The sequence below is a fragment of the Mesorhizobium sp. CC13 genome (genome assembly GCF_039907765.1).
GTDB lineage: Bacteria > Pseudomonadota > Alphaproteobacteria > Rhizobiales > Rhizobiaceae > Aminobacter.
This window is the reverse complement of sequence record NZ_JARDJI010000038.1, coordinates 1-16,551: the sequence shown is the minus strand read 5'-3', so window position 1 is coordinate 16,551 and position 16,551 is coordinate 1. Positions and strand designations below refer to the sequence as shown.

Genomic DNA, 16,551 nt, shown 5'->3' with positions numbered 1-16,551 from the left:
GGGCCTGCTCTACCTCAACGCCCGCTACATGGACCCCATCCTCGGCCGCTTCATCTCCCCAGACGACTGGGATCCCACCCAGCCAGGCGTCGGCACGAACCGATACGCCTACGCCCAGAACGATCCCGTCAACAAGGCAGATCCAAACGGGCATGCCATCCAGGACAAGGCTGATCCCATCGGCGACAAAACGGATGCTGAACGACGAGGCTACAATACGCGGCTAGAATCCGCGTATAGCAAAGATGAGAAGATCCAAGAAAAAAACTGGGATGACGCGAAGGCCTTACTCGGCGGAATCGCCGATGTCACTCCTCTCGTTTCCGACGTGAAGGCAATTGCGGAGGCGATCAGCGAGCCAAGCCTCCTCAATGTGGGTGTAGCCGTTGTTGGAGTGCTCCCAGGGCTCGGGGACGCCGCCGCAAAGGGAATGAAAATTGGAAAGGAAATAACGCTCTCTCGGACACTCCATGGGGAAGCCGCACAACACGCCGCTGATGCAATTAGGTCAGGTAGGCCAGACATACTAACCATAGATCGCACACTCGCAGCTACAAATCGGAAAGAATCCATCGGGGATCTGAACAAAATTGTAGGCAAGCAGCTCGATGAATATCCACCCGCAATGTTCAGAGAAGGTGGCACTGGGGCTAGCGTCCGTGCAATAGATCCGCGCGACAACATGTCCGCGGGTGCATGTATCGGTAATGCTTGCCGTGGCCTGCCTGATGGAACCAAGGTCCGCATCAAGATTGGAGACTAGTGATGTCCACAGTGATCCAACTCGAAGTTTCCTATGGCCAAATAGCAATCTTCGACCCCTCGCTGAGCCAACCGTTTAACGACTGGACCGAGCAGCACGTCGCGCAAGGTTTTGCCTGGCGACCTGGAAGCGTTTCCTTTCGCACAGTGGGTGACGATGGGCACTATTGCATAGCAATTGAAGTTGTGGATCATGCGGGTCCCCTGGAACCTGAGACAGTACGTGCTATTGAAGTTCCATTCGATGTTCCGCCGCGCGGTGAGATCGAGGTTGCTAGCATCGCCGACACTGCTCCGTTTTCGATTGAGGCAGGCGGTTTTCTCTTGCGCTGTGAGTTCATTAGGCCAGGCCACCCGTCTGGCCACCAGGCGAAATTTACGTTCTCGCGAAAGGATAAGCAGCGCTTTGCGGTGATGCTTGCAGATGAAGCCCTGTCGATAAATGGTCCGTTGCTAACTACCGCAAAAGCCGCTCCGAGCTGAAATGTGGGCGGCGTCAGCCTCTCGTTGCACTCGACGGTGGCTACCGAAGTTAACTCCGCTGCATCTCATGGCAGAGAAGGAGCATACGACGTTGCTTGGTCAAACTGGCGACCTCGTCAGATGGTGGGTGGACGAGCTACGGAACAGTTCCGAGTTCTGGAAGCGGGTTGGCGTCAGCGCAGTTGATAGCAGTGAGACCTACGGAGTTCGCCTCAGTGTTGCAGGAGTCATTGATCAAAGGCCAACGGCACCTTGCGGGTTAATTGAATCGACGTCGGCGACTCGTGGTGGTCCGACGTGGAATTCGACAAGCAGTCGAAAGAATTTAGTCCTGACACTCGACAGAAAGGTGGTGCTCACCCGTCGCCTGTCCACCCAACGGCTTCCGCGGCATCAGGCAACTATGATGGCCGAACTGGATCTTCTTGGTGCTACGCCGTTCGATGCGTCACAGGTCCACGTCATATTTGCCACAAGCAACGGCGGCTGCAGCTATCACATTGTGAAACGCTCCACCCTCGCTCCTCTCGTCGATGCAGTGCGGAAAGCAGGGGTTGCAGTCAGCTCGTTGCGGTTGGAAACGAACGACGGCATCAAGATCGCCGACCGCCACAGCCTTCGCGCGATTTTCCCGCTCACCAAGAAGGAGCGCTTCCAAAGATCGATGTGGCGGCGGGCCATCGCTATCCTGCTGGCTACGGCGTTCGGCACCTACACCCACGCATTGTGGCGGCTCGAGGCCGCCGACGATCAACTCGGCGCGCAAATGGCCGAAGCACAAGCTGCCGCCGCCGCAGATCGAAAAGCTCTGGGAGTAAAGCCGGGTGAAGTGGTTGATCACAAGGCTCCCTTTGTACAACGATACTTTGACGGCGACCCGGCGATTGGCGAAGCGCCTGGCCGGAATTTGACCCCGGCGCAAAGAGCAGCCAGTGCTGCGGACCGAAATCGCATGAGCCCCCAGCCGCGTAGTGAGTCGAATTCGCAGGGAGGAAAGATGGCCGTCTACTCGCGTCAGAAAAAAAGGAACATGGACTATGAAATGGCGCGACAGGATTATTGGCCATTACAGTGAATTCTGGGGGGGAGATCCAGCGATTTGCCCATTTGCGGCTGGGCCGATACATGAGCTTCCATCCAATTTCGCAATTGTAAAATATTCGCCTCACGTTGGGCGCAATATGTGGACTTATGCCACTTGTGGTATGTCCAGACTTAGTGACCGAAGCCCGGTAGAATTGCATATGTTTAGCCCATGGGAAACTGAGGAGATCGTCGAGATATTGGTCGCTACCGCCCATTTCCACAGGACCGGCTCGACGCTAGGTGTCGGGCATTCGGTATATTTTGGGAGGCCTTGGCTTGGGGGGTCCAAATGTGACCATGGATTAATATCACGACCATACCTAGATGGTCCCCCACTCGAACTTGGCAACATCGGTGGGCATTTAGTTGCATTCTATTGGCTGATTCCAGTCACAGCGAATGAAGTCAAATTTAAAGTCCAGCATGGACTTGACGCCTTAGAAGATAGATTCGAGCAATCTGGCCTCGACTATGTCAATCCGACCCGATCAAGCTTGGTCTGAGCACCCTGGGGACCGATGGCGTTGACGAGACGCATGCAAATACGAGTTGATTTTATCTATAAATTTAATTGAGATTTACGAATCTAACGCAATGACCGGACTAATTTTTGAGCGAGCGTAATCTGTTGAAATATAACACTACGTGCGCCCGATTGTACATTGATGAACAAGATCAATAGCGTAGCGTAACAGAATCCGGTTTATGGCAATGCGCTGAGCCATGGCGTGGATATAATAAAGCGGGCGGGCCACCCAGGGTTCTAAATAATATGACAAAGCTACGAATTGGTGACGTAATTGAAATTAAAACAAAAAAAGGATTTTCCTATGCACAATACACCAGCACTGATAAACAGTACGGGGAGTTGCTGTGTGTATATAGCAAATTTACATAGATAAAAAGCAAATATTCGACTTTATTCATAGTGAATCGCCCGCGTTCATTTGCTTCTTTCCGCTGAGAGAGGCTCTCAAACAGCAGATTGTGTCAATTGTGGCCAACGAGATTGTTCCCGCTGCGGCCAAAGAATTCCCGACCTTTCGAGCAGGCATTGTCAATCGCCGGACCAAGAAGGTCCGCGTCTGGTGGCTCTGGGACGGAGAGAATGAATGGAAGGTGAATGAATTAAGCCGTGAGCAACGGTCGTTTCCAATCCGTGGAATTTGGAATGATACCCTGCTGATAGAGCGGATTGAGTCGGGCTGGACGGCAGATGCGGAAGATATTTGATTGTCTTCATGTTATACTAAAATGTAGGCCATTGTTGTCTCATTTTATTCATTGTCGTTATGGTGGTCGCTGTATGCAGGACAGACTGGCGATGAAGCAGCGCAGGTTCAGGAAGAGTATCGAAGACTCGTTGTTGTCTGTTGGATTTGTGAAAGCGGGTGAAGTGCTGCGCTTGGATGGCGAAGAGATATCCACGCTTATTGGCTTCGGGAAGGGGTTTGGGAATCAATGGTTTGTCAGTGTCGGATTTTGGATTCACGCACTCGGGGGCCAATTCCCGGGAATGATTGAGAAATCCCATATGCACTTTAGAATGGAGAGGCTTTTTCCAAATCTTAGAGAGACTCTACTGACATCTGGGGATATGTCAGACAACCGCCAACCGGATGCTTTAGATCGCCTTGTCTCGTACATTCATGGAGACATAGGCGTAAAGATTCGCGAACTAACGAGCGAGGCTGGTCTTCGCAGGACTATGGAGGCCGGTGATCTTAGCAATGCCGGCCTAATAAGAAGGGAAGCAATAAGGTTTTTTGAAGCGCCATAGCGCTCCTCGACAAGACACATTCATATACTGGCTACGATCAGATCGCTTGGCCGTAAGACCAAAAAGTCGCATAGTCAATTTGAGTTGTGGATAATGCGCCGGAAGAGCCTTCAAGAGCAAGAAATGGATTCAGCTATTGAATAGACTTGATTCTGCACGGGAATCGAGTTGTCCGGATGCGGAATTACAACATAATAGCTATATCCGCCGCTCTTGTCATCTCGGGCTGCTCTTTGTCGGGTGGTGACTTCTTTTCCGAAACCGTTGATAGCCTCCATGCCAAAAACTCGCCCCTGCGCAACACAAATCCGCAATCGCAGTCGCTGAGTTCCGCAGGCGGACAGGCGGCAAAATTCTCCGGCGCTCAATACAAGGGCTCCGGCAACTTTGTCTCCTACGGCGCTCCGATGGCGCGAGTAACCGGCAACAACGCCGGGCAATACGAACTCAATCTGGTGAACGCGCCTGTTGCGGACGCGGCCAAGGCGGTCCTCGGCGATGCTCTGCAGGCCAACTATGTGGTCGACCCGCGTGTCCAGGGAACAGTCACGCTTCAGACCTCGAAGCCTGTCTCGCAGGAAGTCCTTGTCGATATCCTGGAATCGGCTCTGGCCGTGAACGGCGCCGGCATCGTTCGGCGTGCGGGCACGTATCAGATCGTGCCGCTCTCCGAGACGCTGTCCAGCACGCCAGCGGTCAGCGTGCCGTCGGTGTCGCCTGCCGGGCCCGGCGTCAAAGTCCAGGTGATCGAGCTCCAATACATCGCCGCCGAAGAAATGAAGACCATCCTCGAGCCGATCACGCGGCAAGGATCCGTGCTTCGGGTGGATCCGACGCGCAATCTGATTACGGTCGCCGGCAACAACGCCGACCTCAATGCGATCCGGGAAGCCATTTCGGTCTTCGACGTCGACTGGATGCGAGGCATGTCGGTTGCGCTGCATCCCCTCAAGACGTCCAAACCAAGCGCGGTGGCCAGCGAGCTGGAGTCGATCTTCGGAACCAATGGCGGCCCCGGGGCCAACCTCATCAAGTTCATTCCCAACGAGCGGCTCAATGCCGTTCTGGTAATCACATCGCGGCCCGCCTATCTCAGCCGCGCCGCAAGCTGGATCGCCAAGCTCGACAAACTTGCCCAGACCAACGAAGACCAGCTCTTCGTCTATCAGATCCAGAACCGCCCGGCGAAGGAACTGGCAGACGTGCTCACCGCCGTGCTCGGCTCCTCGCGCGGCAAGAAGACGATCGAGGGTGGCAGCAGCCTTTCGCCCGAGATGACCCCGGTGGCGCTCGCCTCCGATGGTGTGACGCCGCTGCCGCTGACGGGGCTTTCGTCCGACATGGAGATTTCGCCCAATGGCGAGCCCGCCCCGAAGGTCGTGGCCGATGTCGAAAACAATGCCCTGCTCATCCAGACCACCGCGCGAACCTACGAGCGGATCGAACAGATCCTGGCGCGCGTGGACGTGCTGCCGACGCAGGTCATGCTGGAGGCGGTGATCGCGGAGGTCGCGCTGAACGACGAACTGAAGTTTGGCATGCGCTGGTTCTTCGAAAGCAACGGCTTCAAGGTTTCGCTTTCGGATGTCGCAAGCGGTTTCACCGGTGCGGCGTTTCCAGGCTTTGCGTGGAGCTATGCCACCGACAACATCCAGGTGACGCTCAACGCGCTGTCGAGCGTGACCGATGTGAATGTCATCTCTGCGCCGACGCTCATGGCCCTGAACAACCAGAAAGCCGTCCTGCAGATTGGCGACCAGGTCCCGATCATCACGCAGCAAGCCATCGGGACCGCCAATCCCAACGCGCCGATCGTCAACTCGGTTCAGATGAAGGACACCGGCGTCATCCTTTCGGTTACACCGCGGATCAACAACGCCGGGCGGGTCATGCTGGATATCTCCCAGGAGGTCAGCAACGTCGTCAAGACAACCACCTCGGGCATAGATTCGCCGACGATCCAGCAGCGCAAGATCGACACCAAGGTTTTGGTCAATGACGGCGAAAGCCTTGCTTTGGGTGGCCTGATCCAGGAGCGGAACAATGTGTCGAGAGGCCAGGTCCCGCTACTCGGTGACATTCCGATCCTGGGCAACGCCTTCAAGAACAAGACCGACAGCATCACCCGCACGGAACTGATCGTTTTCATTCGACCCCGCGTGGTCCGCAACATACCCGAGGCGCGGGCCGTGACCGACGAGTTCCGGGGAATGCTCAGCCTGAAGACGCCTATCCAGAAAAGACGCGGCGGGGCGACACGAACGGAGCAGGATTTGAAGAGGCTGGCGTATTGATGGCCGGCGACGGGTGGGCGGTCGTCGCAGCTTCGCTGGTTCTGGCAGGCTTGTTGGCCGCCATCACAATTGTCGACTTTCGCCGGATGGTCATTCCCAACGGGTTGAACCTGGCATTGGGGTTGTCAGGCGCGTGCTTTCTGCTGATAGCCCGCCCCGACAATTTGCCAGAGCATCTGCTGGCGGCTGCGGGTTTTGGCTTGCTGTTCTGGCTGTTGCGCGAGGCGCACAGCCGGCTGAGAAGTGCGACAGGCCTGGGGATGGGCGATGTGAAGATGGCCGCGGCCGCGGCCGTCTGGGTCAATCCGCTGCTGTTGCCCGTCCTGCTGTTTGTGGCGAGCGCCAGCGCGCTTGTTTTTGCCGGCCTCAGGCTTGCCGGGACCGGCCCGTCGAACATGGGCACCAGAATACCTTTTGGGCCATTCCTGGCCATAGGGCTGGCAAGCGTTTGGACGCTCGAGAATTTCGTATTCTGGAGTGGGGACCCGATCGGATGGTGAGAACCGAGGCAGCGATCGCACGGCGAGCCCGGCGACAACACGAAGCTCACATCGAAGGTTTTACCCTCGTTGAACTTCTCGTGGTTTTGGCGATTATCGCCCTTGTCGCAACCCTGGCCACACCACAGGTGCTGCGCTATCTCGGCTCTGCCAAGACAAATGCCGCCAAGGCCCAGATCCGCAATGTAGAGAGCGCTCTTGAACTCTACTACATCGACAACGCGCGCTACCCCACAACCGACGAGGGCCTGTCGGCACTGATGATCGCCCCAAAGGGGGCAACTGGGTGGACCGGTCCGTATCTAAAAGGTTCGGGCGGTTTGGATGACCCGTGGGGAAAGCCCTATCAGTACGAACTCAGCGCTGATGGCAGCGCTGTCAAGGTTCGAACCCTCGGCAGGGATGGCAGCGGGGGAGGCACAGGCGAGGATCAGGATCTCACCAACTGAGCTGAGAGCCTCCATCAGTTCGGTTGCACGTCCAACGAAGATGCGAACACGAGACGGGCAAATCCCGTCGCCCTGTATTCAGCGCCGCTCCTGTTCACCGAGAGGGTAAACCGAATGGCTACAGGAAGCTGCCTTGGAACCGTCCACTCGTTTGCCCATTTCGACCTCGGTCCGGCGCCGAGGTACTCGATTGCGATATTGGTAGGGCCCGGAAGCAACTCGACGGTCTCGGCATCTTGCCGTTCCTGCGCGTTGCCCGCCCTTCTTGGAACAAGCTGAAGCACCAAATCGCGTGCCGGATCCCCATCCTTGTTGGGTTGGACGGCAAGCGTGATCTGTCTCAGTGCAGATGAGCCGAAAGCGGTGGGCTGAATGCCGACAAGCTGCAGGCTGTCACGATCACCTGACAGGAAAACGCGATTGTCCGAAATCGTCAGAGGGAAGGGTTCGGCCGCAGCGATCAGGTTTTCCAGGAAGGCGGCAGCATTTTCGACCTCGATCTGGGTCTCGTTGTCCTTGGTAATCCTCATGATTGACCGAGCCTGTCCGAGGAAGACGATCATCAGCGATGCGATCACGCCAGTCAGCGCCAAGGCAACAAGCGTGTCGACGAGGGCAAAGCCTTCAACGCTTGTTTGGCACTGGGCCTTAGAGCGGGAGTTGCGCGATGATCTGCGCGTCATTTGAGCGAGGCCCTGGGGTCGGCTTGCATGAAGGTGACAAAGCCCGACCGACCAGGCCTGCCGTCTCCGACGTTCGGCGTGATCTTGAGTGCAACCAGTGCGCTGCCGTCGGTATCGACCAGGCGTTTCTCGATCTTCCAACGATCACCGAATTCATCGGAGCCGGCCTCCAGTGAAATGTCGCCGGCTTGTAAGTTCGCCAGGATGCCTCGCAGCTCCCTTATCGATCGCTGTTCGGTCTCGGCTGCGACCATTGCGCGACGGGAGAGTACAATCGACTGGCCAATCAAACCCATAGCCAGCGCCAGGATCATGAATGCGACGATCATCTCCAGAATGGTGAACCCTTCGTCGCCGGGTGCATGCGTCCGCATCATTCGATGTCCCAGCTTCTGGAAGGCAAACCACTCAACCAGTTGACGCTGATGCGCAGGCGCTCGCGATCGCGCCGAAGATAGAGGTCGAGTCCTGAAGTACTCCCGTTAGGCAAGAATGTGAGCACGGCTTCCTGACCCGCCAGAATCGTGGTCTTCCCGGTCACGACAGTCATTTCCACCCCTTGGGGAATTTCGATTGTTGACCCATCCCCGAAACGCACCTGGTTCTTGGCGGGCACAAGCGACACCCGTTGCTCAGAGGCGCGCGTGATCGCCAATGTTCTCGTCATCTGAAATCGGGCGACCAGTTCCCTGGAAATCGCATCGATACTCGGCGCACGCGATCTGGTCTGAAGCGCTGGCAAGGCTGCGGTCGCAACGAGCGCGAGGATCAGCAGGGCGACCACCATCTCCAGCAGCGTGAAGCCGGCCGCATCGTGCAACTCCGAAGCTCCTGCGTCGCTGGCCGTCATCGGAGAGCCAGCTCATTCATGTTCAGAATTGTCGTCATCACAGACACAACCAGGCTGCCAACCATGAGCCCCAGCAAGATCGTCAGGGCGGGCGTCATGAGTTTCAGCAACCCATCGATCTGTGCCGATACTTGGGCATGGAGCATTTGCGAAGCGCGCTCGAGCACGGACGGCAGCGCGTTCGCTTCCTCGCCGATGGCGACCAATGAAACTGTCGTCTTCTCGAACACGGAATGGCCTGCAAAAGCCTCGTTGAGCTTCGAGCCAACCGCGATACTCTCGCTGATCTCCGAGAAGACCTGTCGCAACATGGGCAGTCTGGCGGTGCTGCCGGAGAGCTTGAGCGCATCGAGCATGGTCACGCCATTTGCCAGCAGAAGCGACAGAACTTCGAGGTAGCGGGCAACAGAGGCTCGTATGATCAGGGTGCCGACCAAGGGGGTCCTTGCAACGAGATCTACCCCGAAGGCGCGAGCCGAATTCGACCGAGAGAAGGCCACGTAGGCGCCAATGCACAACAATCCGGTCATCGGAAAGACTACCGGATAGTCCAGGATAATCCGGCGCAGGGTGGCCAGCATCGACATGACGGCCGGCTTTGCCGCACCTGCCCCCTCAAATATCGGTTCCAACGCGGGAACCAGTACAGTCGCCAGAACGAACAATGCTCCAAACATCACGAACATCAGGAAGAACGGATAGGTAAGGGCTTCGATGATTGCGGCCTTACGTTTTGCCGTGGTCGAATAGGACGCTGCCAGTCGCTCGCAAACGGCCGCAAGTCTGCCGCTGCGCTCTCCGCTCGCGATCAAGGCTATCGTCGTAGGCGATAAGCCAGGCAGTGTGGCGAAGGCTTCGGCTGACGAACGGCCACGGGCAATCAGGTCATGAACCGACTCCAGCTGCGATTTTCTCGTTGCGCTGGTCTCGCCCGCGGCAATGGCGGCCACGGCCCGGTCGATGGTGAAGCCTGCATTGAGCAACATCGACAGATCGGCGAAGAGCCGCTCGGGTCTGATTGGGGATGCCCCCCAGGCGAAGTGAAAGAAGAACGCCGACCCGGTTCTTTGGTCCGCGCGCGCTTGCTCGAGATGATAGGTGCGTCGCCCCTGCCTACTGAGGGTCCGAGCCGCCTCCTGTTTCGAGCTGGCTTCGAGAACGCCTGTTTCAGTGCTGCCGTCGGTCAAATATGCGCGATATTGGAACGTCGGCATTGCTAGTCCCCACCATAGTCCAAGACCCGCGAGACTTCGTCTATGGTCGTGATGTTGTCGCTGACGAGCGACATCGCATGCTCGTGCATCGGCACCATCCCGCCAAGAATTGCTGCTTTCGCAATCTCGGCCTCGCTGCCGCCGGCGTCGATCAGGGCAGCCATGTCGGCGGATACGCGAAGCAGCTCGTATGTCACTGTACGGCCCCGATAGCCTGAACCAGTGCATCTCGGGCAATCTCTGTTCTGTTTGAGGGCCGCACCATGGCATTCGTTGCAGAGGCGCCGCAGGAGGCGCTGCGCGATGACCCCCCTTATCGTCGAACCCAGGAGATACCCCTCAATCCCCATGTCCCTCAAACGCGTCAAAGCGCCCGTGGCGCTATTCGTGTGCAAGGTCGAGAGCACCAGATGTCCAGTCAATGCCGCCTGGATCGCGATCTGCGCCGTCTCGCGATCTCGGATTTCCCCGATCAAGATGGTGTCGGGATCTTGCCGGAGAACCGAGCGCAGGGCGGTGGCGAAATCGAGATCTATCGCGGGATCGACTTGAAGCTGGGTGATGCCATTGAGCCTGTATTCGACCGGGTCTTCGACGGTGAATACCTTTCGGTCCGGTCTGGAATACTCGCTCAGCACAGAATACAGGGTCGTCGTTTTGCCGCTGCCGGTCGGTCCAGTAACCAGCACGATTCCATTTGCCGCTTGTGCCATTCCGGCAACGATTTGCTGCGCATGCATGTCAAAGCCGAGCTTGTCGAGCTTCAGCTCGATCGTGGCTCGGTCGAGAATGCGGAGCACAATCGTCTCGCCGTGAACCGAAGGGACGACCGAAACACGAAGGTCAACGTCTCTTCCTCGGACCGGAATGCGCATTCGTCCGTCTTGCGGCAGGCGTCGCTCTGCGATGTTGAGGCGCGACAGGATCTTAATACGCGTAGCAACACCCGCCAGCATCGAAAGAGGCACGGTGTTGACCGTCGTGAGCATCCCGTCATGGCGGTAGCGGATGCGGAGACTATCATCGAACGGCTCAATATGAATGTCGGTCGCACCTTGGTCGACCGCCCGCGTGATCGTCTCTGTGACAAAGCGAACTATTGGTGCCTCGCTGGCAAAGTCTTTAAGCCGTTCAAGGTCTTCCTCTACCGCAAACGGTGTTCCGCCATCCGTCGGAGTGGCACCCTCCGAGCTTGAGTCGAACTGTGCGAGCTGTTCGTGGATCAGGCGCCGAGGCATCGCGCGCAAGGATGCCGTGCGCTCAAGGTAGAATGCCAATGCTTCGATAGCTGGCGTCGCAAACGGGTCCGCCACGCCAAGCATCACGTCGACATCATTGATTGCCAGCGGAAGGATGGCCTGTTCTCTCAGAAAATTCAGCGAAACGTCGCCGCGGGCTTGCGATACCTGTTCGAGCGGCACCTCGTCGACCGGAGGATTCTCAAGAAACGCATTCAGCAGCTTTGCCAGCTCTTCATCCCGGAGCAAGCCGAGCTCTGTGACCACCGTATCGAAGGGCTGACCGGAGGCGCTTAGAGCCGATGCGATGCGATTTGCCGACGGGGCGCTTAGGGTGCCGCCCTGTTGCAAGAAGATTAGGAAATCCTCGGACTTCTTTGGCCTATCCATTGCGCCACTCCGACAGCGTGCTTGCAACGGAGGCGCCAAACAACTGCTCGCATGCCACCTGGGACGTTTCACTGAATAGGGCCGATGGAGGCGGGCTGGGCGCCAAAAATTGCAAGCGCCCGTCAAAAGCCGGACCAACGATGTAGTTCGCGTTCGCCATCAGGCCTGGCGCGTTCTTCACCGAAATGGCGATGGTGTAGACAGGAATGCCCGCCTTATCGGTGATCGCGTTGGCAACCGCATTCCCGCTTGAGCGCAATTCGTCTCGTATCGGCCTGGAAGCGCTTGGACGACTGATCGTTCCGCTCCTGGAGTAGACGGTGAAGATTTCGTAGAGCTGCGACGTCGCAATTCCTGCCGGCAGAACGTCATGGAGCTCGGAAACAGACTCGAAGGGCGCGTGCTTTGGCCCGCCGACGAGGGGCGGCGCTTGAGAATCCGAAATCTCGGAGAAAGCACGAGAGCCCGTTCTGAATGCAATGATTGACCGTGCGGTCTCCGAAGCCTCCGTTGCCGGCAAGCCGATAGCCTTGAGTCCGAGGTCCAACAGAGCGACGTCTGCGGCATTCAGATCGATGAGCCCATCGTGGGATTGCACCTGCAACTCGATCGCAAGATCCGCCAGGCGACACATTTTCGGTAAATTGTCGATCGCAACGGGAGCACTGCCCTTCTCATCGCCAAGCTTGGAAGCCACGACATTGACGAGACCAGTTGCAATCAACGACAGCCTCTCGCGCTCGAGGTTATTGCTGGCAATCATCAGTCTTGTTTTCGCCGCGAGCGCGAATGGCGCCACTATGGCCGATGCGACCAGGAGAAATCCCACAACCGCCACCAAGGCAAACCCGGCGTTGCTGGCGCGGTAGCGATCAGTTGGCAACACCGGCTCCTCCCGGAACCAAAAGGTTCCGCCCAGAAGGGTAGAGCATGAGCTTGCTCGTTTGGCCGTCTTGCTCCAGCACGGCCTGATCCTTGCCGATGTCTGAGACAACCCAACCACCAGCTCTATCGCCAATCCGTAGCCATTGCGGCTGGTCCTGGCCTTCGAATTTCAGCAGCGCGCTGGCCTGTTGCTCCCCGATGCTGACGCCAATCAGAGCCGGCGCTGGCTGCACGACCTCAGCGGGTTTGCCGTCCGTAGGCGGCGGGGCTTCTTTGACCAAGGGTTCTACGGCAGCTTGCTGGTGGCGCTTTCGGTCCGGGTTGAACAATGGTCGTTCGAACGTTTCTGCAATATCCGAAAACTCGAAGGATGCAGCAGGCGAGCCAATGCCCATTGTCGCCTCGGCCTGCGCAAGGCCGCGATCGGGTGCCGTCGGCGTGATGTCAACTGGCACGCTGTACAGCCAGAGGTTCGAGGCGCCGATCAGGCCCGCTGACACCCCGATCAGGGCGAGCGCCTTCCAGTTCATGGTTTCGTGTCCTGATTTGAGCTCGCTGCATCAGTCCGCATTGCGCCATAAAACGTGACTTCGGCAAACAAATCGGAACTTGAACCGTTGGCGGGCTGGGCCGTGACCCTACGGATTGTCGCCTCCCGGACAAAAAGAAGCGGCGGGGTAGTTTCCAGCTCGAGGATCGTATTGTGAACCCCCTCGAAAGGCCCAGTCAGATTGGCACGGACGCCGAGGTAGGTGATGCCGTCTTCCACCAGAGCCGGGGCGTTTCCGGCCGACATGACCACTGCACCGCTGGTTCGGGCCGCGTTGTTCAACCTGGCCTGCAGGTTGCTGCGGACGATCGCCTCGTTTTCGCCCGCCAGGAAGTCCTGTGAGTTGGGAGCTTCAGACTTCGGCTCAGTCTGCACGCTCTTTGCGAGCGCGATGATTGCGTTCAGTTGGCCGAGCGTCTCTCTCTTGCCCTGAACGTCATCTCTTGCGGCGTAAAGCACCTCAAAAGCCAGCAAGATCAGCCAGAGCACAATCAGGACCAGAAGCGCTGCGATCGCGATGGCCAGCGTTCGCCGCACGGCCGCTGGCGCATTCAGGATTCGGGTGGTGAGCGTCACTGCCTTGCCACCTTCGCCTTGATCACAAAGCGCTCGCCTTCCTGACCCGGCACCCGCACCACGGGAGCCACGAAATCGGGAGAAACCAGCAGCGGCGAGGCTTCGAGTGGCTCGATCAGACCGGCCGCAGACTGGGCGTAGCCGTTGACGGTCACTTCGCCGGCCCTCAGCGTAAGGTCGGTGACCCAGGCAGTGTCCGGCAAGACCTTGGTCAGTTCCGCCCAGGTCTCCACCACCGAGGCCGATGTTTGTTTCTGGTCCCGAAGCCTTGAAGTCTGCTCCAGCGCGGCCTGGCGTTGCGCCAATTGGATGCGGGCCTGTTTGGCGGCAGCTTGTGCTTCGGCTATTTGCGCGCCGAGTTGATTGTCGGCGGCCTCGAGCCGCCACAAAGCGTGGGCGTAGGTGCCGAACGCCGTAGCCAGCAGAATAGCCACGGCCAGCCGCCACATCGATCTTTGGAAGCGCTCCTTCTTGGTGAGTGGGAAAATCGCGCGGAGGCTGTGGCAGTCGGCGATCTTGATGCCGTCGCTCGTTTCCAACCGCAACGAGCTTACTGCGATTCCTGCATTCCGCACTGCATGGACGACAGGAGCGAAGGTAGAGCGCTTCACAATGTGATAGCTGCAGCCGCTGTCGTTGCTAGCGTCGAAAATGATGTGAACCTGCGAGAGTTCGAACGGCGTAGCACCAAGAAGATCCAGTTCGGCCATCATAGTTGCCTGATGCCGCGGAAGCCGTTGACTGGACAGGCGACGGGTGAGCAACTGATTTCGGTTGAGGACGATCACCAGCCGCTTGGCGGAGTTCTCCCAGGCGCCTGCCTCGGAATGGCCAATTACATGCGCTCCACCGCCTGTCTCAGGCGGCAGACATTCCGAGGCCACATCTTCTGTTCGGAGAAGGCAGGTTCCTGCATCATTAAGTTCGCTAGCGTTCCTTGTTCCAAGGCGCGCGACCGCCCGTAGCTCGGTCGTCCACCATTCGAAGAGATCTTGGACTTGCTCGGCGCCCATCGGCAGTCCGCTTTTGTTTATGTAAACTTTGCGTCGAACCTATTCACACGCAAGCCGATAGCAAAGGACCATCGGCTTCGCTCAACCTTGCTTCGTTCCGCCTTGGCTGTGTCGGCATTCGCGAGATCAAGTCCATATTGACCGGCGTTGTTGCCGGTCACCCGGGCCATCGGAGCGCCGTAGGAGACGAAGTTGCCGGAACCCTTGTATTGAGCGCCGGAGAATCTTGCCGCCTGTCCGCTGGCGGAACTCAGCGGCTGCGATTGCGGATTTGTGTCGCGCAGGGGGGAGTTTTTGGCGTGGAGGCTCTCAACGGTTTCGGAAAAGAAATCGCCGCCGGACGGGGAGCAGCCACTGAGGGCGAGCGCAGTGCCTATTATGAGAACGTTTCGATGCCTCATTTCACTCGATTCGCCCGTCAACCGAAACAAGTCTAACGGCCCGCGGGAAACTCTTCTCGGTTTGCCGACGCGCTTGCAACACTGTCCACAGATGAATCAGGCAGTACAATGTGCACCCAGCACAGCAACGTGTCACGAGCGCCGCCACGACTTCGTGACAACGCTTGGACCTGCCGCCAACTCCAACTAGGATGACAGCATTGGTAGGAAGCACCTCAGATTGAAATACTTCAAAGTATTTCATGATATTCCCCAACTTCTCCGCACTTCCTACAAATTCCAGCCATAACCTTGCGGACAAATTGCTCCATCACAATGAAACAAATACAATATGTTCAGCATCAACAATATTTGAATTAACCACATTTGTATTTTCACGCTTCATTTTGTAAATATTCTTATATACTTCTCGATCGTCTCATCTATAGACTCATCTGGAGATATGTTCTCCCACGAAATATCATCCATTTGCGAATCTGATATCTTTCGGCTAATAATCTGGTAGTTAATTCTTTTTATTATTTCGTAGTATTCGCTTCTGAATGAAATCAATTCTTCTAAATTTCTTTCATTGTGAAAGAATGCATGTATCTTATCGAACGCAACAGCAAGCATCGCGAATTCAGATGGCGACAATTCGTACTTCTTCATTGTCTCACCTATTTAGATATCCAACGTAGTTACGATCAGTTATATCAAAATCCCCTCTGTGAGTCCACTCTGTAACGCCAAAGTCTGAGTTGTATCGCGGCGTGAATTCACCGCGCCTAGTGTCGAATTCAATATAAGCGCCACCTCGTCCGCGTTGCAATCCAAATTTACTTTCGACATCTCTCGGGCTAAGCTTTCCAGATCCAGCCAATGTAGCAAAAACTCTGTTTTGGTCTCGTGCAATAATCTTCTTGCTGTCCAGAATTTTCTCCAGAGAACTTTTACTCGTATAATGACGGAGGCGAATGATTTCATCGGGCGGCCTGTTAACTAGCGCATCGATAATTTCTTCTGCCTGACGGGTAAATAACTTATTGGTTGGGGTTCCAGGCATGACACCAGCAAGGAGCCCTCCTAGTCCTCTTGGTCCGGGTCCTACCGGGAGCGCGTTTTGCCCGTAGTTCCTCTGATATGTAGTCGTTTCAACTCTGGTGGACGTCCCTCGGTCACTGCCACCGAAGAGGTCGCGGATAGCGCTACCGATGCGATCAAGCGCCCTGCCGACCTCGCGGAAGAAATCACCAACAACGCTATGCCCATTTGGATCTGCCTTGTTGACGGGATCGTTCTGGGCATAGGCGTATCGGTTGGTGCCGACGCCTGGCTGTGTTGGATCCCAGTCGTCGGGGGAGATGAAGCGGCCGAGGATGGGGTCCATGTAGCGGGCGTTGAGGTAGAGCAGGCCG

18 protein-coding genes are annotated in these 16,551 nt (G+C 56.9%); 8 read left to right on the top strand and 10 right to left on the bottom strand.

Annotated features, from left to right (window positions below):
• The 8 genes from PV773_RS24765 to gspG form a co-directional block, all read left to right on the top strand.
• On the top strand, positions 1–763 hold a 763-nt coding region (locus PV773_RS24765), incomplete at its 5' end, for an RHS repeat-associated core domain-containing protein (protein ID WP_347968928.1).
• Between the two features lie 2 nt (positions 764–765).
• Positions 766–1,245 carry a competence protein ComJ gene (comJ, locus tag PV773_RS24760; RefSeq protein ID WP_347968927.1) on the top strand — a complete coding sequence of 160 codons (480 nt, stop codon included), beginning with the start codon at positions 766–768 and terminating at the stop codon, positions 1,243–1,245.
• Positions 1,246–1,648: 403 nt separating this feature from the next.
• Positions 1,649–2,320: a hypothetical protein gene (locus PV773_RS24755; protein ID WP_347968926.1), complete on the top strand. Its 672-nt coding sequence runs from the start codon at positions 1,649–1,651 to the stop codon at positions 2,318–2,320.
• 1,007 nt (positions 2,321–3,327) lie between these two features.
• The gene (locus PV773_RS24750; RefSeq protein ID WP_347968925.1) at positions 3,328–3,564 is read left to right on the top strand and encodes a hypothetical protein; all 237 of its coding nucleotides are present in this window, start codon (positions 3,328–3,330) and stop codon (positions 3,562–3,564) included.
• Between the two features lie 91 nt (positions 3,565–3,655).
• A complete protein-coding gene (locus tag PV773_RS24745) occupies positions 3,656–4,111 on the top strand; it encodes a hypothetical protein (protein WP_347968924.1) in 456 nt (151 codons plus the stop codon).
• Positions 4,112–4,287: 176 nt separating this feature from the next.
• The gene (gene gspD / locus PV773_RS24740) at positions 4,288–6,405 is read left to right on the top strand and encodes a type II secretion system secretin GspD (protein ID WP_347968923.1); all 2,118 of its coding nucleotides are present in this window, start codon (positions 4,288–4,290) and stop codon (positions 6,403–6,405) included.
• Positions 6,405–6,905, top strand: a complete 501-nt coding sequence (locus tag PV773_RS24735; RefSeq protein ID WP_347968929.1) for an A24 family peptidase — start codon at positions 6,405–6,407, stop codon at positions 6,903–6,905. Before gspD ends, PV773_RS24735 begins: the two co-directional genes overlap by 1 nt.
• Positions 6,899–7,354: a type II secretion system major pseudopilin GspG gene (gene gspG / locus PV773_RS24730; RefSeq protein ID WP_347968922.1), complete on the top strand. Its 456-nt coding sequence runs from the start codon at positions 6,899–6,901 to the stop codon at positions 7,352–7,354. Before PV773_RS24735 ends, gspG begins: the two co-directional genes overlap by 7 nt.
• A gap of 14 nt (positions 7,355–7,368) precedes the next feature.
• Here the strand turns inward: gspG and PV773_RS24725 are convergent, their stop codons facing one another.
• The 10 genes from PV773_RS24725 to PV773_RS24680 form a co-directional block, all read right to left on the bottom strand.
• Positions 7,369–8,037, bottom strand: coding sequence for a hypothetical protein (locus PV773_RS24725; protein ID WP_347968921.1), 669 nt, complete (start codon positions 8,035–8,037; stop codon positions 7,369–7,371).
• Positions 8,034–8,414, bottom strand: coding sequence for a type II secretion system protein (locus PV773_RS24720; RefSeq protein WP_347968920.1), 381 nt, complete (start codon positions 8,412–8,414; stop codon positions 8,034–8,036). Before PV773_RS24720 ends, PV773_RS24725 begins: the two co-directional genes overlap by 4 nt.
• Positions 8,411–8,887: a GspH/FimT family pseudopilin gene (locus PV773_RS24715; protein ID WP_347968919.1), complete on the bottom strand. Its 477-nt coding sequence runs from the start codon at positions 8,885–8,887 to the stop codon at positions 8,411–8,413. Before PV773_RS24715 ends, PV773_RS24720 begins: the two co-directional genes overlap by 4 nt.
• Positions 8,884–10,101, bottom strand: coding sequence for a type II secretion system F family protein (locus PV773_RS24710; RefSeq protein ID WP_347968918.1), 1,218 nt, complete (start codon positions 10,099–10,101; stop codon positions 8,884–8,886). The genes PV773_RS24715 and PV773_RS24710 overlap by 4 nt, the downstream gene beginning before the upstream one ends.
• A gap of 2 nt (positions 10,102–10,103) precedes the next feature.
• Positions 10,104–11,729: a GspE/PulE family protein gene (locus tag PV773_RS24705; protein ID WP_347968917.1), complete on the bottom strand. Its 1,626-nt coding sequence runs from the start codon at positions 11,727–11,729 to the stop codon at positions 10,104–10,106.
• Positions 11,722–12,612 (bottom strand): hypothetical protein, encoded by an 891-nt coding sequence (locus tag PV773_RS24700; protein WP_347968916.1) that lies wholly within the window; start codon positions 12,610–12,612, stop codon positions 11,722–11,724. The genes PV773_RS24705 and PV773_RS24700 overlap by 8 nt, the downstream gene beginning before the upstream one ends.
• Entirely contained in the window at positions 12,602–13,144 is a 543-nt protein-coding gene (locus tag PV773_RS24695; RefSeq protein WP_347968915.1) for a hypothetical protein, read from the bottom strand. The genes PV773_RS24700 and PV773_RS24695 overlap by 11 nt, the downstream gene beginning before the upstream one ends.
• Positions 13,141–13,740 carry a type II secretion system protein GspM gene (gene gspM / locus PV773_RS24690; protein ID WP_347968914.1) on the bottom strand — a complete coding sequence of 200 codons (600 nt, stop codon included), beginning with the start codon at positions 13,738–13,740 and terminating at the stop codon, positions 13,141–13,143. The genes PV773_RS24695 and gspM overlap by 4 nt, the downstream gene beginning before the upstream one ends.
• Positions 13,737–14,753: a PilN domain-containing protein gene (locus PV773_RS24685; protein ID WP_347968913.1), complete on the bottom strand. Its 1,017-nt coding sequence runs from the start codon at positions 14,751–14,753 to the stop codon at positions 13,737–13,739. The genes gspM and PV773_RS24685 overlap by 4 nt, the downstream gene beginning before the upstream one ends.
• A gap of 1,056 nt (positions 14,754–15,809) precedes the next feature.
• The coding region (locus PV773_RS24680; RefSeq protein ID WP_347968912.1) for an RHS repeat-associated core domain-containing protein at positions 15,810–16,551 on the bottom strand (742 nt) is incomplete at its 5' end.

Bases quoted from the DNA above. Each gene is read 5' to 3' on its own strand.
- comJ (WP_347968927.1), top strand. From the start codon at position 766: ATGTCCACAGTGATCCAACTCGAAGTTTCCTATGGCCAAATAGCAATC.
- PV773_RS24755 (WP_347968926.1), top strand. From the start codon at position 1,649: ATGATGGCCGAACTGGATCTTCTTGGTGCTACGCCGTTCGATGCGTCA.
- PV773_RS24745 (WP_347968924.1), top strand. From the start codon at position 3,656: ATGAAGCAGCGCAGGTTCAGGAAGAGTATCGAAGACTCGTTGTTGTCT.
- gspD (WP_347968923.1), top strand. From the start codon at position 4,288: ATGCGGAATTACAACATAATAGCTATATCCGCCGCTCTTGTCATCTCG.
- PV773_RS24735 (WP_347968929.1), top strand. From the start codon at position 6,405: ATGGCCGGCGACGGGTGGGCGGTCGTCGCAGCTTCGCTGGTTCTGGCA.
- gspG (WP_347968922.1), top strand. From the start codon at position 6,899: ATGGTGAGAACCGAGGCAGCGATCGCACGGCGAGCCCGGCGACAACAC.
- PV773_RS24725 (WP_347968921.1), bottom strand. From the start codon at position 8,037: ATGACGCGCAGATCATCGCGCAACTCCCGCTCTAAGGCCCAGTGCCAA.
- PV773_RS24720 (WP_347968920.1), bottom strand. From the start codon at position 8,414: ATGATGCGGACGCATGCACCCGGCGACGAAGGGTTCACCATTCTGGAG.
- PV773_RS24715 (WP_347968919.1), bottom strand. From the start codon at position 8,887: ATGACGGCCAGCGACGCAGGAGCTTCGGAGTTGCACGATGCGGCCGGC.
- PV773_RS24710 (WP_347968918.1), bottom strand. From the start codon at position 10,101: ATGCCGACGTTCCAATATCGCGCATATTTGACCGACGGCAGCACTGAA.
- PV773_RS24705 (WP_347968917.1), bottom strand. From the start codon at position 11,729: ATGGATAGGCCAAAGAAGTCCGAGGATTTCCTAATCTTCTTGCAACAG.
- PV773_RS24695 (WP_347968915.1), bottom strand. From the start codon at position 13,144: ATGAACTGGAAGGCGCTCGCCCTGATCGGGGTGTCAGCGGGCCTGATC.
- PV773_RS24685 (WP_347968913.1), bottom strand. From the start codon at position 14,753: ATGGGCGCCGAGCAAGTCCAAGATCTCTTCGAATGGTGGACGACCGAG.